We start from the raw sequence: 16110 nt of genomic DNA, 5'->3' as shown, positions 1-16110 counted from the left end.
TTCAGCGTACCGAGCGCAGGGAATTGTTGACCCGTGGCAGCACGCGACCCATGACTTCAGCGATGTAGCTCAGGAACAAGGTGCCCACCGAGCTTTTGTAGTGCTGCGGATCACGGCTGGCGATGGCCAGGATGCCGTGGATGCCCTGGTGGCTGATGGCGACAACCGCGGTGGAGCCGATCTGCTTGCGCTGTTCTTCGCCGAACAGGAAGTCCAGTTCATGCTCACGCAGGCTGCCGCTGACGCTTTTGTCTTCCGAGAGCAAACCGCCGATGGCCACTTGAGCTTCGGCGTGTGTGACCCAGCGGCCCACCGGCATGGCGTTGTCGCCGAGCAGGATGAGGCTGACGAAGGGCACCTGGAATTCCTGGCGCAGGCTGTCTTCGACGCACATCACCACGTCTTCCAGGCTGGCAGCATCCATCAATGCCAGGATCAGGCGACGGGTCTTTTCGAACAGGCGGTCGTTGTCCCGGGCCACGTCCATCAAATGCGACAGGCGATGACGCAGTTCAATGTTGCGGTCGCGCAGGATGGTCATCTGGCGCTCGACCAGCGACACGGTATCGCCGCGCCGATGGGGGATACGCAGGGACGGGAGCAGTTCTTCGTGCTCGACGAAGAAGTCCGGATGAGCCTCCAGGTACGCGGCTACAGCCGCCGCCTCGAGGCTTTCGGACGGTGATTCGTCAGCTTGTCGTGCGGGTACCTGAGGCTTGTCGGTCATGGATTTCGCTCACTCAAAGACGCACTTGTCCTTCATATACGCGCACTGCCGGGCCGGTCATCATCACCGGTTGGCCAGGGCCTGCCCATTCGATGGACAAGCGCCCGCCAGGCAGGTCGATCAATAGCGGCGAATCCATCCACCCCTGGCTGATCGCGGCCACTGCGGCGGCACAGGCGCCGGTTCCGCAAGCCTGGGTTTCCCCGGCTCCACGCTCCCAGACGCGCAATTGCGCGCGGCTCCGGTCGATGACCTGGAGAAAACCGACATTGACCCGTGCCGGGAAGCGCGGGTGATGTTCGATTTTCGGGCCCAGTTCATGCACCGGCGCGTTGTTGATATCGCTGACCCGCAGCACGGCATGGGGGTTGCCCATGGACACGGCGGCCAGATCGACCGGGGTGCCGTCGACGTCGACCTGATAACTCTTGGCCTGCTCCGGTGCCTGGAACGGAATATCCGCCGGTACCAGGCGCGGGGCGCCCATGTTGACGCTGATCTGGCCGTCGTTACGCACGTCGAGCTCGATGACGCCGCTTTTGGTCTCGACGCGAATCACACGTTTTGCAGTCAGGCGCTTGTCGAGCACGAAACGGGCGAAGCAGCGCGCACCGTTGCCGCACTGTTCCACTTCGGAACCGTCGGAGTTGAAGATCCGATAGCGGAAATCCACGTCCGGGTTGCTCGGCGCTTCAACGATCAGCAACTGGTCGAAACCGATGCCGGTGTGCCGGTCACCCCATTGCTTGGCATGCTTGGGCAGAATGTGCGCGTGCTGGCTGACCAGGTCGAGGACCATGAAATCATTGCCCAGGCCGTGCATCTTGGTAAAACGCAGCAGCATGGTTTTACTCCGGCAGCAGGCTTTCGCCAGCATACAACTCGGCTACCGTTTCACGGCGACGCACTTCAAATGCCTGATCACCGTCCACCAACACTTCTGCGGCACGGCCGCGGGTGTTGTAGTTGGAACTCATGACAAACCCGTAGGCACCGGCCGAATGCACGGCCAGCAGGTCGCCTTCCTCCAGCGCCAGCTGACGATCCTTGGCCAAGAAGTCGCCGGTCTCGCAGATCGGGCCGACGATGTCGTAGGCGCGGGCAGCGGAGGTGCGCGGGCTCACGGCGGTGACGTCCATCCAGGCCTGATACAGCGCCGGGCGGATCAGGTCGTTCATGGCGGCGTCGACAATGGCGAAGTCTTTGTGTTCGGTGTGCTTGAGGTACTCGACCTGAGTCAGCAGCACGCCGGCGTTGGCGACGATGAAGCGGCCCGGCTCGAACACCAGCGCCAGGTCACGACCGTCGAGACGTTCGCGCACGGCCTTGATGTAGTCGGCAGCCAGTGGCGGCTCCTCGTCCTTGTATCGCACGCCCAGGCCACCACCGAGATCGATGTGGCGCAGGTAGATGCCGCAATCGCCAAGGCGATCGACCAGGCCCAGCAGGCGGTCGAGAGCGTCGATGAACGGCGGCAGGGTGGTCAGTTGCGAGCCGATGTGGCAATCGACGCCGACCACTTCCAGGTTCGGCAGCTGCGCGGCACGCACGTACACGTCTTCGGCGTCGGCGATGGCGATGCCGAACTTGTTCTCTTTGAGACCGGTGGAAATGTACGGGTGGGTGCCGGCATCGACGTCCGGGTTCACGCGCAGCGAAATCGGCGCGCGAACGCCCAGTTCGGCGGCGACCACCTGCAGGCGTTCCAGCTCGTCGGTGGATTCGACGTTGAAGCAGTGCACGCCGACTTCCAGGGCGCGACGCATGTCGTCGCGGGTCTTGCCGACGCCGGAGAACACAATCTTGTCGGCGCTGCCGCCAGCGGCCAGTACGCGTTCCAGCTCGCCACGGGAGACGATGTCGAAACCGGCGCCAAGACGCGCCAGGACATTCAGGACACCCAGGTTGGAGTTGGCCTTGACCGCGTAGCACACCAGGTGCGGTGTGCCGACCAGCGCATCGGCGTAAGCCAGGTATTGGGCTTCGATGTGCGCGCGCGAGTAAACGTAGGTGGGTGTACCAAAGCGCTCGGCGATGGCAGACAGGGCAACACCTTCCGCGAACAGTTCACCGTCACGGTAGTTAAAAGCGTCCATGAGGTTCCCTTATTATTGGTAGACGTCGTGCTTGTGTGCTTTGGAGGCAGGCTGCTGCTGCGACGACTTGGCTTGCTCCACAGGGTCCTGGTCTTCATCGGGCAGGTACAGCGGGCCTTTTTGACCGCAGGCCGACACAAGGCAGGCAACCGCGAGGAGCGCAGCAAGGGAAGAGATCAGGCGCTTCATGGCGAAATCCTTGAAAATGCATTAATTGCGCCGGAGTATACCGGCCACCCGGCAGCTTGCCTATGCAACGGACCGCCCGTCCGGCGGGGCTCGGCCCGATGCCGGTCGGTATCATGCAATCCCACAGGTCGTTATCCTTTGCAATCGACGGAGCTCGGTCGTATCTTGCGGCGCTTGAGCCTGATCAGACACTTTTTGAGGTTGCCGTAATGAGTTTGTCCGAAGCGCGTTTCCATGACCTGGTCGATGCCACCCAGCAATCCCTGGAGGACATCTTTGACGAGAGCGACCTGGATATCGACCTCGAAAGCTCGGCCGGTGTGCTGACGGTCAAGTTCGAGAACGGCAGCCAGTTGATCTTCAGTCGCCAGGAGCCGCTGCGCCAGCTGTGGCTGGCAGCGGTATCCGGTGGTTTCCACTTCGACTACGACGAAGAAAGCGAGCGCTGGATGTGCGACAAGAGCGAAGAGCAGTTGGGTGAAATGCTTGAGCGTATCGTCCAGCAGCAGGCCGGTGTCGAACTCGATTTCGAAGGCCTGTGAGATCGTGACCCAGCCTGCGCCTGTCCGTGCGCCCAAACCGCTCTACAGCAATGTCAGCCCGGCGGTACCGTCGCCCTGCAGCGGTGTGTGCCGGCTGGACGAGCAGAAAGTGTGTCTGGGCTGCTTCCGCCATGTCGAAGATATTCGTGAGTGGCGCTCGGCTGATGACGAGCGTAGGCGGGTGATTTGTGCGCAGGCTGCCCACCGCAAAGCTTCAGTCTAGTGAGTCATTGTGGCGAGGGGGCTTGCCCCCGTTGGGTCGCGTAGCGGCCCCAAGTTTTTACGGCTGCTGCGCAGCCGAACGGGGGCAAGCCCCCTCGCCACAGGAGTTCTCTACAAGTCCATAGCGTCGGTTTGGCCATGACTTGTATATTTTTTGAGCTGTGATAGTGTCCAGAAACGCCTCAACCCATCGAGGCTTGTGAAAACCCCGCCTTTTTCTGGCGGGGTTTTGCTTTTTTCGTGCAGAAGAAAGGAGTCTGCCCAGATCATGACCTCACCTTCCATCACCCTTACCCGTCTGGACGTCCAGCGTCTGGAGCGTCTGATCGACAGCCTGGACGACACGCTGCCGGGCGTTATTGCGCTGCAAACCGAACTGGATCGCGCCGATACCGTGGTCGGCCACGATGAAGTGCCGGCGGATGTCGTGACCATGAATTCCCGTGTGCATTGCCGCGAAGAAGGCAGTGGCAAGGACTACCACCTGACCCTGGTGTACCCCAAGGATGCGAACGCCGACGAAGGCAAGGTCTCGATCCTGGCGCCGGTGGGCAGCGCGCTGCTCGGCCTGAAGGTTGGCCAGCACATCGATTGGCCAGCTCCGGGCGGCAAGACCCTGAAGCTGACACTGCTGGAAGTCGAATCGCAGCCGGCCAATGGCGGCGCGTTCCCGGAGTGACTCCCCCTCAGACCTGATCGAGCGCCTCGTTCAATGCGTGCTCCAGGTCGGCTTTGTAGCGCAGGTACAGATGGGTGGAACTCTGACCTTCGCCGAGCAGGCCTGACAGGTCGAGGTCGGTGATGTAGCAGCGGTAGCGTTCGGTTTCCCGGCGCTGCCCGACGATTTCCCGGGCGACCACGCGGAACAACTGGTCGCCATGTTCCAGCTCTGAAAATTCCCGTTGATTGCAATACAGCGTCACCTGCACCTGACCCGGTGCGGCTTTGCCGACGATCGCCTGCACGTCGTAGAACGGCTTGTTCACTGGCGTCTGCGGCACCGGCCGGGCTTCGATGCGGCGTGCCCGGCCGGGGCCTGACGGCAGCAACTGGCAATACAGGGTGTCGAGGTTCAAGGGGTGGGCTGCGTCCATCGGCAACAAGGCATCGCGACGGTACTGGATCGATTGCAGGAAACGCTGCAGCGGCACCAGCAGGCTTTGCTCATCGTGCCAGGGCAGGCGTTGCTGCCACAGGGCGTTGAACTCATCGAGCACGTACAGATCAGCCTGATCTTCGTTGACCCTATAGAACACTTGAATGCAGTCCGGTTGGCCCGTTGGCAGGAACAGCGCAAGGTCGTGGTCTTCCAGTGCCTTCGGATCGAGGTGCAACGGGCTGTAGCTCGCCATTTCTTCGCCCAGGTAATCGATCAGCGCCGGCAGAGTGGCCAGCGCGATGTGCTGGACCTGGCCCGGCACCAACTCCAGCACGTGGTAGTGCTGCTGGACCTGGATCAGGTAGCGATGATTGAGCCGGCTGAGCAGCAGGTTCTGTGCGGTATCGAGGATTTCTTCCACCCGTTGGGCAATGAACTGCGCGCGGTTATGGCAGAAGCAACGCACCCGCAGCTTCGGCTGTTGTGGTCCGGCCGGCAGGTTTTTGAGGTAGTCGCGGATGCAGTCGAGCAGGGCGTGGGGGCCGTCGTAGCGGCCGACCAACACTTCGTTCCAGCTATTGAGCGTGACCTGGTCCAGAGTCAGCACCAGATTTTCCCGGACACCGGCGTAGCTCAGGGAGTCGGTGCGCTCGGTGGTCATGAGGATGTTCAGGTCGCGATGGTGCTTGAGCGGATCGATGCCGACATTCACCAGGATCAGCACTTCACCCGGCACGCTGGCGCGCAACAGAGGTTCCTCGGCGACGGTGGGCAAGGGCAGGGCGATGGTCTGTTGCAGGCTGCCGAGCAGGTTGAACAGTTCGAATTCGCTCAAGTCGCTGGTGCCGGGGTGCAAGGCCAGGCGGGTACTGCTGTCGATCACGCCATTGCGGTGGCACCAGGTCAGCAGTTCGAGCAAGTGACGGCTGCGTTTGATCGGCGCGAAATGCTCCCACTCCAGTGCCGTCAGGCTGCCGTTGTACAAGCCCCACTGGCTTTGCCCCGGCTCTTTCTTGTTCGGTGCGTGCACCAGCGTCAGGGTGTCTTCAGCCAGGTCCGGGGCGATGCCGGGATTGATGAATTCGACTTTACCGGCCTTGCGCTCGAAAGCGGCGTACAGGCGACGGCCGAGGACACTCAGGTCGCGCTTGTTGATGCGGCTGACCGTTTGTTCGTGACGGGCAAACTGGGTGAGGAAGCGGTAGCTGTAGTTCAGCTCGTTGACCAGTGCCCGCCGCTCGGAGCTGACCTGGCGGACTTTCCACTGGCTGCGGCTGTCGAGCAGGGTCAGTTGACGCTGGTCCCAGTGCCATTCATGGGCCAGGCGTTCGAGCAAGGAGCGCTGCCAGCTCTGGGTGCGGCTGTTGCCGGTGAGTTTGCGATTGACCTTCAGGTACAGCGCGCGCCGCACCAGTTCCAGCCGTTCCGGTTCGTTGCGGGCGATCAGGTATTCCTCGATGCGCCGATACACCACGACATACGGATCCAGTTCGTTGAGGTCGAGGCGGTTGGCGAACACCGCTTGCTTGAAGCGCAGGCTCAGGCAATGGACCCTGGGGTGTTCACTGGCGTAAACCTCCGTCAGCAACAGCTTGAGCACCGACTTGTAGGGCGACTCGATGCCCTTGAACAACTGCCAGAGCCCGGCACCGATGAATTCGCCGGGCGGGATGTAGGCCAGGTTGCCGAGGTCGAGGGTTTCATCGGCACGGATGAAGCGTTTGGAGATCAAGGCATGGGTGTAGCGGTCGTAGCTCGACTCTTCGTAGACCGGCACCAGCCACCAGATCGGTGTGCGCCCGGCGAGCCAGATCGCGGTGCGGTAAAACTCGTCCAGCAACAGGTAGTGCTGGGTGGTGCCGCAATCTTCCGAACTCAGCTGGGTATCGCGCTCACCGCGGACGAAACGGCTCGGGTCGATCAGGAAAAAATGCGCTTCGGCGCCCTGGCTGGTGGCCCAGGCTTCCAGCAACTGGCATTTCTTGCGCAGCTCGGCGAGTTCGTTTTCGGTCAGGTCCGGTCCATGGCAGACCCACACATCCATGTCGCTCTGGTCGGCCTGGGCCAGGGTGCCGAGGCTGCCCATCAGGAACAGTCCGTGAATCGGCCTCGGCGGGTTGCTGCCGTGGCGCGGCTTGTAGGAAAACGAGCGGGTCAGGCGCTGGGCTTCAGCGAGGACATTGGCATCCGGCTCGAAATTCGACAGCCCGGCCGGCGTACTGCCGGAAACGTAACCGGGCAACAGCGGATGGTTAACGTGGAAAAACAGCGGCAGCAAGGTCAGGACCCCTTGCTGGCGGGTCGACAACCCTTCCATGGCGCGAGCCATTCGCCCTTCGTTGAGTTTCAGAAAACGTGCGCGCAGCTGGCTGAGAACCTTGCGGTCGATTCCCTCGTCCAGATCGGGGCGGATTTCGTCGGTGCGCGTCATGTCAGCTCAAACCGGCTCGCAGGGCTCGGACGTGGGACTCTTCGGATGAGGGGCAGTTTAGCGCCTTGAGGCGACGACTTTTAAGCTGATTTTGTTTTTCTGGCGTCAGATTTCTATCGGCTGCAGACAGAAATCAGGGGGATGTGCCCGCGGAAATCCCTGGATCGGGGTCTCCGTGGGCGATGCGGCAGAATTCAGGCTGTTACTTCGGCGTTAAGAATGGTCAGCACGGTTTGCACATTTTGCGCGGCGTCACGACCCAGGCTGGTCAGGTAACCGCCATCAGGCTGGTCGGTCAGTTCTTTTTCAAAGAGGCGTTTGGCGGCGGCAATGTGTTTCGGGGCAGCGGTCTGATGAATTTTCAGACCTTCCTGGGAACTGTCCAGGTTGAAGAGTGCGAGGACTTCCAGTTCGGCAACCAACTCAGGGGTAAGCGACATAAGGACTCCAGACTTTCTAGGAATTGGACGACAGCGCCCCTAAGGTGAACCCGCTTGTCCGGCATGTCCAGTGCTCGCGACAGGGTTTTTTTCCTCTGTAGGAGCGAGCTTGCTCGCGAAGGTCGTCAACGATGACGCGTAAAACCAGATGCCCCGTGGCGCTCTCGGGTTTTTCGCGAGCAAGCTCGCTCCTACAGGGAGGTGTGGGCTTACTGCTTTTCTGGCGGCAACTCGGGCAAGGCGCGCAGGGCAGCTTCGTACCATTCGGTGTTGAACGCGCGGTCTTCTTCGAGGATCGCGTCGATTTCTACCGCCAAAACGTGGGCCATCAAGTTGAGGATTTCTTCCCGCTCGTAACCCACCAGCGTCAGCTTGTTGAACGTCGCCTTGGCAGCCGGCGGGTTGTCGCTTTCGATCTGGTTTTCGATGGCCTGGATCAGGGTGGTTTCGGCGAACTCTTCTTCGTCGTTGTCGATATCGGTTGGCTCGCTCATGGCAGGCTCCTCAGGGAAAGGCGGCCAGTTTACCCGCATTCAGCGGCGTGATGCTGCTGGCAAGAATCCCGGCAGCGTTCTATAAACAGGCACTGCCCACCCCGCATGGCCTGGAGGCTTTGTGATGATCAAGCTTTATGGATTCTCCGTCAGTAACTACTACAACATGGTCAAACTGGCGCTGCTGGAAAAAGGCCTGCCCTTCGAAGAAGTACCGTTTTACGCTGGCACCAGCCCCGAGGCACTGGCCATCAGCCCTCGCGGAAAGGTCCCGGTGCTGCAGGTAGAGCAGGGCTTCATCAATGAAACCAGCGTGATCCTCGAATACATCGAGCAAAGCCAGAAAGGCACGCCGCTGCTGCCGAGCGATCCGTTCGAGCGCGCGCAGGTGCTGGCACTGGCCAAGGAAATCGAGCTGTACATCGAATTGCCAGGCCGGGCCTGCTATCCCGAAGCCTTTTTCGGCATGACCCTGCCGGATGCGATCAAGGAAAAAACCAAAGCCGAATTGTTGTTGGGGATGGCTGCGCTGGGCCGGCATGCCAAATTCAGCCCTTACGTGGCTGGCGACAGCTTGAGCGTGGCGGATCTGTATTTCCTGTTCAGCGTGCCGCTGGCTTGTGGGGTCGCCAAGAAGTTGTTTGGCATCGATCTGTTGGCCGAGATGCCAAAGGCCAAGGCGCTGCTGGAGTTTTTGGGGGGGAATCCGAATGTGCAGCGTGTGGCGGCGGACCGGGAGGCCGCGATGCCGGCGTTCATGGCGATGATTGCTGCCAAAAAGTAGTTCTGTGGCGTTCTGAAGTCAGTCATCGCGGGCAAGCCCGCTCCCACAGGTTTCTTTGTTTGCCATGGATTTTTGGCAAGTACTGGATCCTTGTGGGAGCGGGCTTGCCCGCGAAGCTTTTAGCGGCTGGCGAGGAGCGCCTGACCGCGAGCCACTGCAGCCTTCACCTGCGCCGGCGCGGTGCCGCCGATGTGGTTACGGGCATTGACCGAGCCTTCCAGGGTCAGCACGGCGAACACGTCCTGGTCGATCTGGTCGCTGAACTTGCGCAGTTCTTCCAGGCTCATTTCCGCCAGGTCCTTGCCGCTGTCCACGCCGTACTTCACGGCATGACCAACGATTTCGTGGCAATCACGGAATGGCAGGCCGCGACGCACCAGGTAGTCGGCCAGGTCGGTGGCGGTGGAGAAGCCGCGCAGGGCCGCTTCGCGCATCATCGCGTGCTTGGGCTTGATCGCCGGAACCATGTCGGCAAAGGCCCGCAGCGAGTCGCGCAGGGTGTCGGCGGCGTCGAACAGCGGTTCCTTGTCTTCCTGGTTGTCCTTGTTGTAGGCCAGGGGCTGGCCTTTCATCAGGGTCAGCAGGCCCATCAGCGCGCCGAACACGCGACCGGTCTTGCCACGCACGAGCTCCGGCACGTCCGGGTTTTTCTTTTGCGGCATGATCGAGCTGCCGGTGCAGAAACGGTCGGGCAGATCGATGAACTGGAACTGCGCGCTGGTCCACAGCACCAGCTCTTCGGAGAAACGCGACAGGTGCATCATCGCGATACTGGCCGCCGAGCAGAATTCGATGGCGAAATCACGATCGGAGACGTTGTCCAGCGAATTGCCGCCAACCGCGTCGAAACCCAGGAGTTGGGCGGTGTATTCGCGATCGATCGGGTAGGTGGTGCCGGCCAGCGCCGCGCTGCCCAGTGGCATGCGGTTGGTGCGCTTGCGGCAGTCGACCAGGCGTTCGTAGTCGCGGCTGAGCATTTCGAACCAGGCCAGCATGTGGTGCCCGAACGTCACCGGTTGTGCGGTCTGCAGGTGGGTGAACCCCGGCATGATGCTTGCGGCTTCGCGCTCGGCCTGCTCCAGCAGGCCTTTTTGCAGGCGGGTGATTTCAGCCAGGATCAGGTCGATCTCGTCACGCAGCCACAGACGGATGTCGGTGGCGACCTGATCGTTACGGCTGCGGCCTGTGTGCAGTTTTTTACCGGTCACGCCGATGCGGTCGGTCAGGCGCGCCTCGATGTTCATGTGGACGTCTTCGAGGTCGATGCGCCAGTCGAACTGACCGGCCTCGATTTCGCCCTGGATGGTGTTCAGGCCATCGATGATGCTGTCGCGCTCGGCATCGGTCAGCACGCCGACCTTGGCCAGCATGGTGGCGTGGGCGATCGAGCCCATGATGTCGTGGCGATACAGGCGCTGGTCGAAGGTGACGGAGGCGGTGAAGCGGGCGACGAAGGCGTCGACGGGTTCACTGAAGCGGCCGCCCCAGGACTGATTGGTCTTGTCAGTGCTCATGAATTCGCTCGTATCGGCTTGAAGTAAGAAGGCGTGGAACGCTGGCGCGGATAATAACAGGGTTGCCAATCCTGTCGCTGACACTGGTCGATACGTTTTTTTTGGGGAGAGAAGGACCGGGCCGGGGCAAGAGCCACGCATTTTTGCCGAACGATATTTTCCAATTGAGCAATATCGTCCCGGCAACCGTCTACAGTTGGACAGTAGGATCAGCGCATTTTCTCGGTGCAGCCGCTGACTATAAGAAGAGTGGGGTGTTCATATTGCGTATCAGCAAACCCTGTGGCGATGCATCGCCAACGCGGGCCTGGGCCGCCAATCGCCCGGCAGATGAAAATTTAGCCGCCGGACCAGCGGCACTTTTTGACGCTCGCGCTAGTCTTAGCGTGGATCGCGGTGACGGACGTCACTTCACCTGTCTACGCTATCCTTGTGCGAGACTCACGCAGGAATCCAGCGCAATATGAATGTCCTGATCGTTGATGACGAACCCTTGGCCCGCGAGCGCCTGAGCCGAATGGTTGGCGAACTCGAGGGGTACAGTGTCCTGGAGCCTAGTGCCACGAATGGCGAAGAGGCGTTGGCACTGATCGACAGCCACAAGCCGGATATCGTGCTGCTCGATATCCGCATGCCCGGCCTGGATGGCCTGCAAGTGGCTGCTCGGTTGTGTGAACGCGAAACTCCCCCCGCCGTGGTGTTCTGCGCCGGGCCCGATGAATTTGCCGTGGAAGCCTTACAGGCCAGCGCCGTAGGCTATCTGGTGAAACCTGTGAGAACTGAACAATTACATGACGCATTAAAGAGAGCCGAGCGCCCCAATCGTGCCCAGCTCTCCGCCCTGACCCGCCCTGCTGCCGAAAGCGGCAACGGCCCGCGCAGCCATATCAGCGCCCGAACCCGTAAAGGGATCGAGCTGATTCCGCTGGATCAGGTGGTGTATTTCATTGCCGACCACAAATACGTGACCTTGCGCCACGAAAGCGGCGAAGTGTTGCTCGATGAGCCGCTCAAGGCCCTCGAAGATGAATTCGGTGACCGTTTCGTGCGTATTCATCGCAATGCACTGGTTGCCCGCGAGCGTATCGAGCGATTGCAACGCACACCCCTGGGGCATTTTCAGCTGTTCCTCAAAGGCCTCAACGGTGATGCGCTGATCGTCAGCCGTCGTCATGTGGCTGGGGTACGCAAAATGATGCAACAGCTTTAAAAAGCTGTTCGCAGGCCAATTTCACACCCGATTGCCGGACATCCGGGGCCAGGGAGGCCGAGTAGTATCTGATACAAGTCAAAGTGGATTTGGCTTAGCTGTTATTATCCGTCATATCTATTCAGTACGGATTGATCCATGTCCTCTCGCCAGATCCGCATCGCCACCCGCAAAAGCGCTCTCGCCCTGTGGCAGGCCGAATACGTCAAGGCCCGTCTTGAAGCAGCCCATCCGGGCCTGCTGGTGACTCTCGTCCCCATGGTCAGCCGTGGTGACAAGCTGCTTGACTCTCCGCTGTCGAAAATCGGCGGCAAGGGCCTGTTCGTCAAGGAACTCGAAACCGCGCTGCTGGAAAATGAGGCCGACATCGCCGTGCACTCCATGAAGGACGTGCCGATGGACTTCCCCGAAGGCCTCGGTCTGTTCTGTATCTGCGAGCGGGAAGACCCGCGCGATGCCTTCGTTTCCAACACTTACACCAACCTGGATGAGTTGCCCCAGGGCAGCATCGTCGGTACCTCCAGCCTGCGCCGCCAGGCTCAATTGCTGACCCGTCGCCCGGACTTGGAAATCCGCTTCCTGCGCGGCAACGTCAACACCCGCCTGGCCAAGCTCGATGCCGGCGAATACGACGCCATCATCCTCGCCGCTGCCGGCCTGATCCGTCTGGGATTCGAAGACCGCATCACCTCGGCCATCAGCGTCGACGACAGCCTTCCGGCCGGTGGCCAGGGCGCGGTGGGTATCGAATGCCGCAGCGCCGACAGTGAAATCCATGCGTTGCTGACACCCCTGCACCACCAGGACACCGCCACCCGCGTGACCGCCGAACGAGCCCTCAACAAGCACCTCAATGGCGGCTGCCAGGTGCCGATTGCCTGCTACGCCGTGCTGGAGGGTGACCAGGTCTGGTTGCGCGGACTGGTGGGCGATCCAGGCGGTGGCCTGCTGCTCAGCGCACAAGCCCGCGCCCCTCGCGGCGATGCCGAGGCACTGGGTGTGCGAGTCGCCGAAGACCTGCTCAGCCAGGGTGCCGACGCCATCCTCAAAGCGGTCTATGGCGAGGCTGGTCACGAGTGATCGGCTGGCGCTTGCTGCTGACGCGTCCCGCCGAAGAAGCGGCGGCGCTGAGCGGTTTTTTGGCCGAGCAGGGGATATTCAGTAACAGTCTGCCGCTTTTGGACATCATGCCCATTGAGGCCACTGACACAATGCGCCAGGTGATTCTGGCGCTGGATCAGTTCTGCGCCGTCATCGTGGTCAGCAAGCCGGCCGCCCGGATCGGCGTCGAACTGCTCGAGCGGTATTGGCCAACACCGCCCGGTGTGAAGTGGTTCAGCGTCGGCGCGGCGACCGCGCAGATCCTCGGGGATCACGGGCTGGACGTGAGCTTCCCGGCAGAAGGCGATGACAGTGAAGCCTTGCTCGAACTTTCCCGACTGCGCGAGGCTATCGCACAACCCGATGCACGAGTGCTGATCCTGCGCGGGGAGGGCGGGCGCGAGTTGCTGGCTGAGCGTTTGCGTGAGCTTGGTGCTAGTGTCGAGTATCTGGAGCTGTACCGCCGGGGATTGCCGATTTACCCGCCGACACTGCTGCCGCAACGGATCCAGGCGGAACGCCTGAACGGGCTGGTGGTCAGCAGTGGACAAGGTTTTGAGCACCTGCATCAACTGGCCGGCGATGCCTGGCCGCAGTTGGCGCGGTTGCCGTTGTTTGTACCGAGCCCCAGGGTTGCCGAGCTGGCGCGTGCCGCCGGGGCCAAAACAGTTGTGGATTGTCGTGGCGCCAGTGCCGCGGCCTTGCTGACGGCGTTACGGGAGCATCCCGTACCCGTTTTCTAATGCAAAGGATGGATACGTGAGCGAAACAGCCTTGCCTAAAGATGACTCGCGACCGGTGCTTGATGCACCTGTTGATGCACCTGTTGATGAAATGTCGCCGCCGACACCTGCTGCCGGGCAGCGTCGAGGCAATGGTCTGGCAATCATCGCGCTGCTGTTGGGCGCGGCCGGTGTAGCGGTGGGCGGTTGGGGTGTCTGGCAGGTGCGTCACCTGCAGGCCAATAATCAGCAGCAACTGAGCCAGGTGCAGGCGCTGAATGACCAGGCGCAAAACCTCAAGCTCAATGAGGAGCGCCTGAGCGCACGCCTGGCGCAATTGCCTCCAGCCGATGAACTGGAAGCACGCAGTCGTCTGGTGATTCAGCTACAAGGTGATCAGCAGCGGTTGAACCAACGGCTGGAAACCGTTCTCGGTGCCAGCCGCAAAGACTGGCGTCTGGCCGAGGCCGAGCACCTGCTGCGTCTGGCCAGCCTGCGACTGTCCGCCTTGCAGGACATCAGCAGTGCCCAGGCACTGGTCCAGGGTGCCGACGAGATACTGCGTGAGCAAAACGATCCGGGCTCCTTTGCCGCTCGCGAGCAGGTGGCCAAGACCCTGATCGCCTTGCGCAGCACCGAACAACCGGATCGCACCGGGCTGTTTCTGCGTCTGGGCGCGCTGCGCGATCAAGTGGCCAGCCTCACCGAGCTGGCACCAGAGTACAAGGACCGTGGTGATTCGCTGCTGGGCCTGACTGCCGATGGCGACGGTGCCAGTCGCTGGGCGCAATGGTGGGATCAGATTTCGCGCTACATCCGCATCGACTTCAATGCCGACAAGAACGTTCGCCCATTGCTGGCAGGCCAGAGTCTGAGCCAGGTACGCCTGGCCCTGAGCCTGGCGCTGGAGCAGGCGCAGTGGGCCGCACTCAATGGCCAGGCGGCGGTTTACTCCCAAGTGCTGGACGAGGCGCGGGACATCCTCAACGGCAACTTCAATCCGGACAACGCACAAAGCAAAGTCATGCTTGAACAGGTGGCCGAGTTGAGCGTGCAACCTGTCACCGTCGTCACGCCGGATATGACCGGCACCCTGAGCGCGGTGCAGGGGTATCTGGAACGGCGCAACGTCAACGCCGAGGACTCGGTCAAGCCACTGGCCAGGCCTGCCGCGAACGCCGCGCCGGAGGCCACGCCATGAGACGCCTCTATGTGATCGTGTTCCTCGTGATCGCCGCTGCCGCTGCGCTGGGGCTGGCGATTGCCGAGCATTCCGGCTACGTGCTGATTGCCTACAAGACCTTCCGTTATGAGTCGAGCCTGTGGGCTACTTTGGCGCTGGTGGCTGTGCTCTGGCTGGTGATCTGGGGCATCAGGTCGCTGGTCGAACTGGTGATGGCTTCCAGTGGCGTGGTCAATCCGTGGTCACGGCGTAACCGCAGCCGTCGAGTGCAGGTGGCGATCGAGCACGGTCAGCTGGACCTGGCCGAGGGTCGCTGGGCCAGCGCGCAACGTCACTTGCATCGGGCTGCCGAAGCCGAGCGTCAGCCGCTGCTTTACTACCTCGGCGCTGCCCGTGCCGCGAACGAACTCGGCAATCACGAAGAAAGCGACAACTTGCTGGAGCGCGCCCTCGAGCGTCAGCCCCAGGCCGAGTTGGCGATCGCCTTGAGCCACGCCCAGTTACAGACCGATCGCGGTGACACCGCAGGCGCCCTGGCCACCCTGCAAGCCATGCGTGAACGCCATCCTCATAACGCACAGACCTTGCGTCAGTTGCAGCGCCTGCTTCAGCAGCGTGGTGACTGGTCGGCAGTGATTCGCCTGCTGCCGGAGCTGCGCAAGGACAAAATCCTGCCGGCGGCGGAGCTCGCCGAGCTGGAGCGTCGGGCCTGGGGGGCGAACCTGTCTCTGGCGGCGCAACGAGAAGAAGACGGAACGGTGGGGCAGCAATCGCTGGAACGTGCCTGGCAACAACTGACTTCAGCACAGCGTCAGGAGCCGCAACTGGTGCTGGCATATGCCGAGCAGTTGCGGCAACTGGGGGCTCAGGTCGAGGCCGAAGAAGTTCTGCGCACCGCGCTCAAGCGCAGCTACGACAGTCATCTGGCCCGACTCTATGGACTGGTTCGGGGCAATGATCCGGCCCGCCAGTTGCAGGCCGCCGAAGGCTGGCTCAAGGACCACCCGGCCGATCCGGGCCTGCTGCTGACACTGGGTCGTCTATGCCTGCAAAACAGTTTGTGGGGCAAGGCCCGGGACTATCTGGAAAGCAGCCTGCGTGTACAGCGCAATCCGGAAGCCTGTGCCGAGCTGGCACGCTTGCTGGCACAAATGGGCGATGCCGAGCGCAGCAACCAGCTGTTTCAGGAAGGCCTGGGGTTGTTGGATGAGCGCTTGCTCGCGGCCCCTCTGCCAACGCCAGTCGGCGCTTGACCCACTCGCAGGCACCGGGCTCCGGCGCCTGAGCGATGACCTGCGACGAGGGGGCAATCACCCTCGCCGCAGTGCGATGATTAGTTGAAATTCAGTCGCGAAA

17 protein-coding genes and 1 pseudogene are annotated in these 16110 nt (G+C 61.7%); 10 read left to right on the top strand and 8 right to left on the bottom strand.

The genetic code is table 11. The features are described from left to right. Position 1: 1 nt before the first annotated feature. From J4D25_RS24545 to J4D25_RS24530, 4 genes are read right to left on the bottom strand one after another with little or no spacing between them, the layout of a single operon-like run. Complete coding sequence (locus tag J4D25_RS24545) at positions 2 to 727, bottom strand: DUF484 family protein (protein WP_015097340.1); 726 nt, start codon at positions 725 to 727, stop codon at positions 2 to 4. Between the two features lie 13 nt (positions 728 to 740). Then, positions 741 to 1571, bottom strand: coding sequence for a diaminopimelate epimerase (dapF, locus tag J4D25_RS24540; protein WP_057712780.1), 831 nt, complete (start codon positions 1569 to 1571; stop codon positions 741 to 743). 4 nt (positions 1572 to 1575) lie between these two features. Continuing rightward, positions 1576 to 2823: a diaminopimelate decarboxylase gene (lysA, locus tag J4D25_RS24535; RefSeq protein ID WP_057712781.1), complete on the bottom strand. Its 1248-nt coding sequence runs from the start codon at positions 2821 to 2823 to the stop codon at positions 1576 to 1578. Positions 2824 to 2835: 12 nt separating this feature from the next. Continuing rightward, the gene (locus J4D25_RS24530) at positions 2836 to 3012 is read right to left on the bottom strand and encodes a lipoprotein (RefSeq protein ID WP_007980804.1); all 177 of its coding nucleotides are present in this window, start codon (positions 3010 to 3012) and stop codon (positions 2836 to 2838) included. Between the two features lie 209 nt (positions 3013 to 3221). Here J4D25_RS24530 and cyaY point away from each other — a divergent pair, with 209 nt between their 5' ends. The 3 genes from cyaY (at position 3222) to rnk (ending at position 4455) form a co-directional block, all read left to right on the top strand. Beyond that, a complete protein-coding gene (cyaY, locus tag J4D25_RS24525; protein ID WP_057712782.1) occupies positions 3222 to 3554 on the top strand; it encodes an iron donor protein CyaY in 333 nt (110 codons plus the stop codon). Positions 3555 to 3558: 4 nt separating this feature from the next. Continuing rightward, positions 3559 to 3777, top strand: a complete 219-nt coding sequence (locus J4D25_RS24520; RefSeq protein WP_079246817.1) for a DUF1289 domain-containing protein — start codon at positions 3559 to 3561, stop codon at positions 3775 to 3777. Between the two features lie 267 nt (positions 3778 to 4044). Next, complete coding sequence (gene rnk / locus J4D25_RS24515; RefSeq protein ID WP_057712783.1) at positions 4045 to 4455, top strand: nucleoside diphosphate kinase regulator; 411 nt, start codon at positions 4045 to 4047, stop codon at positions 4453 to 4455. A gap of 7 nt (positions 4456 to 4462) precedes the next feature. On the opposite strand, the gene J4D25_RS24510 is transcribed toward rnk, so the two are convergent. The 3 genes from J4D25_RS24510 to J4D25_RS24500 all read right to left on the bottom strand — a co-directional run bounded on the left by J4D25_RS24510 (position 4463) and on the right by J4D25_RS24500 (position 8240). Further along, positions 4463 to 7306, bottom strand: coding sequence for a class I adenylate cyclase (locus tag J4D25_RS24510; protein WP_057712784.1), 2844 nt, complete (start codon positions 7304 to 7306; stop codon positions 4463 to 4465). A gap of 194 nt (positions 7307 to 7500) precedes the next feature. Continuing rightward, positions 7501 to 7746 (bottom strand): TIGR02647 family protein, encoded by a 246-nt coding sequence (locus J4D25_RS24505; RefSeq protein WP_057712785.1) that lies wholly within the window; start codon positions 7744 to 7746, stop codon positions 7501 to 7503. Between the two features lie 209 nt (positions 7747 to 7955). Then, entirely contained in the window at positions 7956 to 8240 is a 285-nt protein-coding gene (locus tag J4D25_RS24500; RefSeq protein ID WP_057712786.1) for a hypothetical protein, read from the bottom strand. A 124-nt stretch (positions 8241 to 8364) separates the two neighbouring features. Here J4D25_RS24500 and J4D25_RS24495 point away from each other — a divergent pair, with 124 nt between their 5' ends. After that, positions 8365 to 9024 carry a glutathione S-transferase family protein gene (locus tag J4D25_RS24495; RefSeq protein ID WP_057712787.1) on the top strand — a complete coding sequence of 220 codons (660 nt, stop codon included), beginning with the start codon at positions 8365 to 8367 and terminating at the stop codon, positions 9022 to 9024. A gap of 119 nt (positions 9025 to 9143) precedes the next feature. On the opposite strand, the gene argH is transcribed toward J4D25_RS24495, so the two are convergent. After that, positions 9144 to 10538, bottom strand: a complete 1395-nt coding sequence (gene argH / locus J4D25_RS24490; RefSeq protein WP_008001478.1) for an argininosuccinate lyase — start codon at positions 10536 to 10538, stop codon at positions 9144 to 9146. A 344-nt stretch (positions 10539 to 10882) separates the two neighbouring features. On the opposite strand from argH, the pseudogene J4D25_RS27425 reads away from it, so the two are divergent. From J4D25_RS27425 to J4D25_RS24465, 6 genes and pseudogenes are all read left to right on the top strand, one after another. Then, positions 10883 to 11005: pseudogene (locus J4D25_RS27425) on the top strand (sensor histidine kinase); the annotation flags it as partial. Continuing rightward, positions 11002 to 11748, top strand: coding sequence for a LytTR family DNA-binding domain-containing protein (locus J4D25_RS24485; protein WP_057712788.1), 747 nt, complete (start codon positions 11002 to 11004; stop codon positions 11746 to 11748). The pseudogene J4D25_RS27425 and the gene J4D25_RS24485, both read left to right, overlap by 4 nt. A 138-nt stretch (positions 11749 to 11886) precedes the next feature. After that, positions 11887 to 12828 carry a hydroxymethylbilane synthase gene (hemC, locus tag J4D25_RS24480; RefSeq protein WP_057712789.1) on the top strand — a complete coding sequence of 314 codons (942 nt, stop codon included), beginning with the start codon at positions 11887 to 11889 and terminating at the stop codon, positions 12826 to 12828. Continuing rightward, positions 12825 to 13592 carry a uroporphyrinogen-III synthase gene (locus J4D25_RS24475; protein ID WP_057712790.1) on the top strand — a complete coding sequence of 256 codons (768 nt, stop codon included), beginning with the start codon at positions 12825 to 12827 and terminating at the stop codon, positions 13590 to 13592. Before hemC ends, J4D25_RS24475 begins: the two co-directional genes overlap by 4 nt. A gap of 16 nt (positions 13593 to 13608) precedes the next feature. Further along, entirely contained in the window at positions 13609 to 14772 is a 1164-nt protein-coding gene (locus J4D25_RS24470; RefSeq protein ID WP_057712791.1) for a uroporphyrinogen-III C-methyltransferase, read from the top strand. Then, positions 14769 to 16007: a heme biosynthesis protein HemY gene (locus tag J4D25_RS24465; RefSeq protein WP_057712792.1), complete on the top strand. Its 1239-nt coding sequence runs from the start codon at positions 14769 to 14771 to the stop codon at positions 16005 to 16007. Before J4D25_RS24470 ends, J4D25_RS24465 begins: the two co-directional genes overlap by 4 nt. Positions 16008 to 16110 lie beyond the last annotated feature (103 nt).

Source organism: Pseudomonas sp. GW456-L13, from assembly GCF_017350115.1.
Classification (GTDB): domain Bacteria; phylum Pseudomonadota; class Gammaproteobacteria; order Pseudomonadales; family Pseudomonadaceae; genus Aquipseudomonas; species Aquipseudomonas jessenii.
This window is presented reverse-complemented; position numbering and strand designations above follow the sequence as displayed.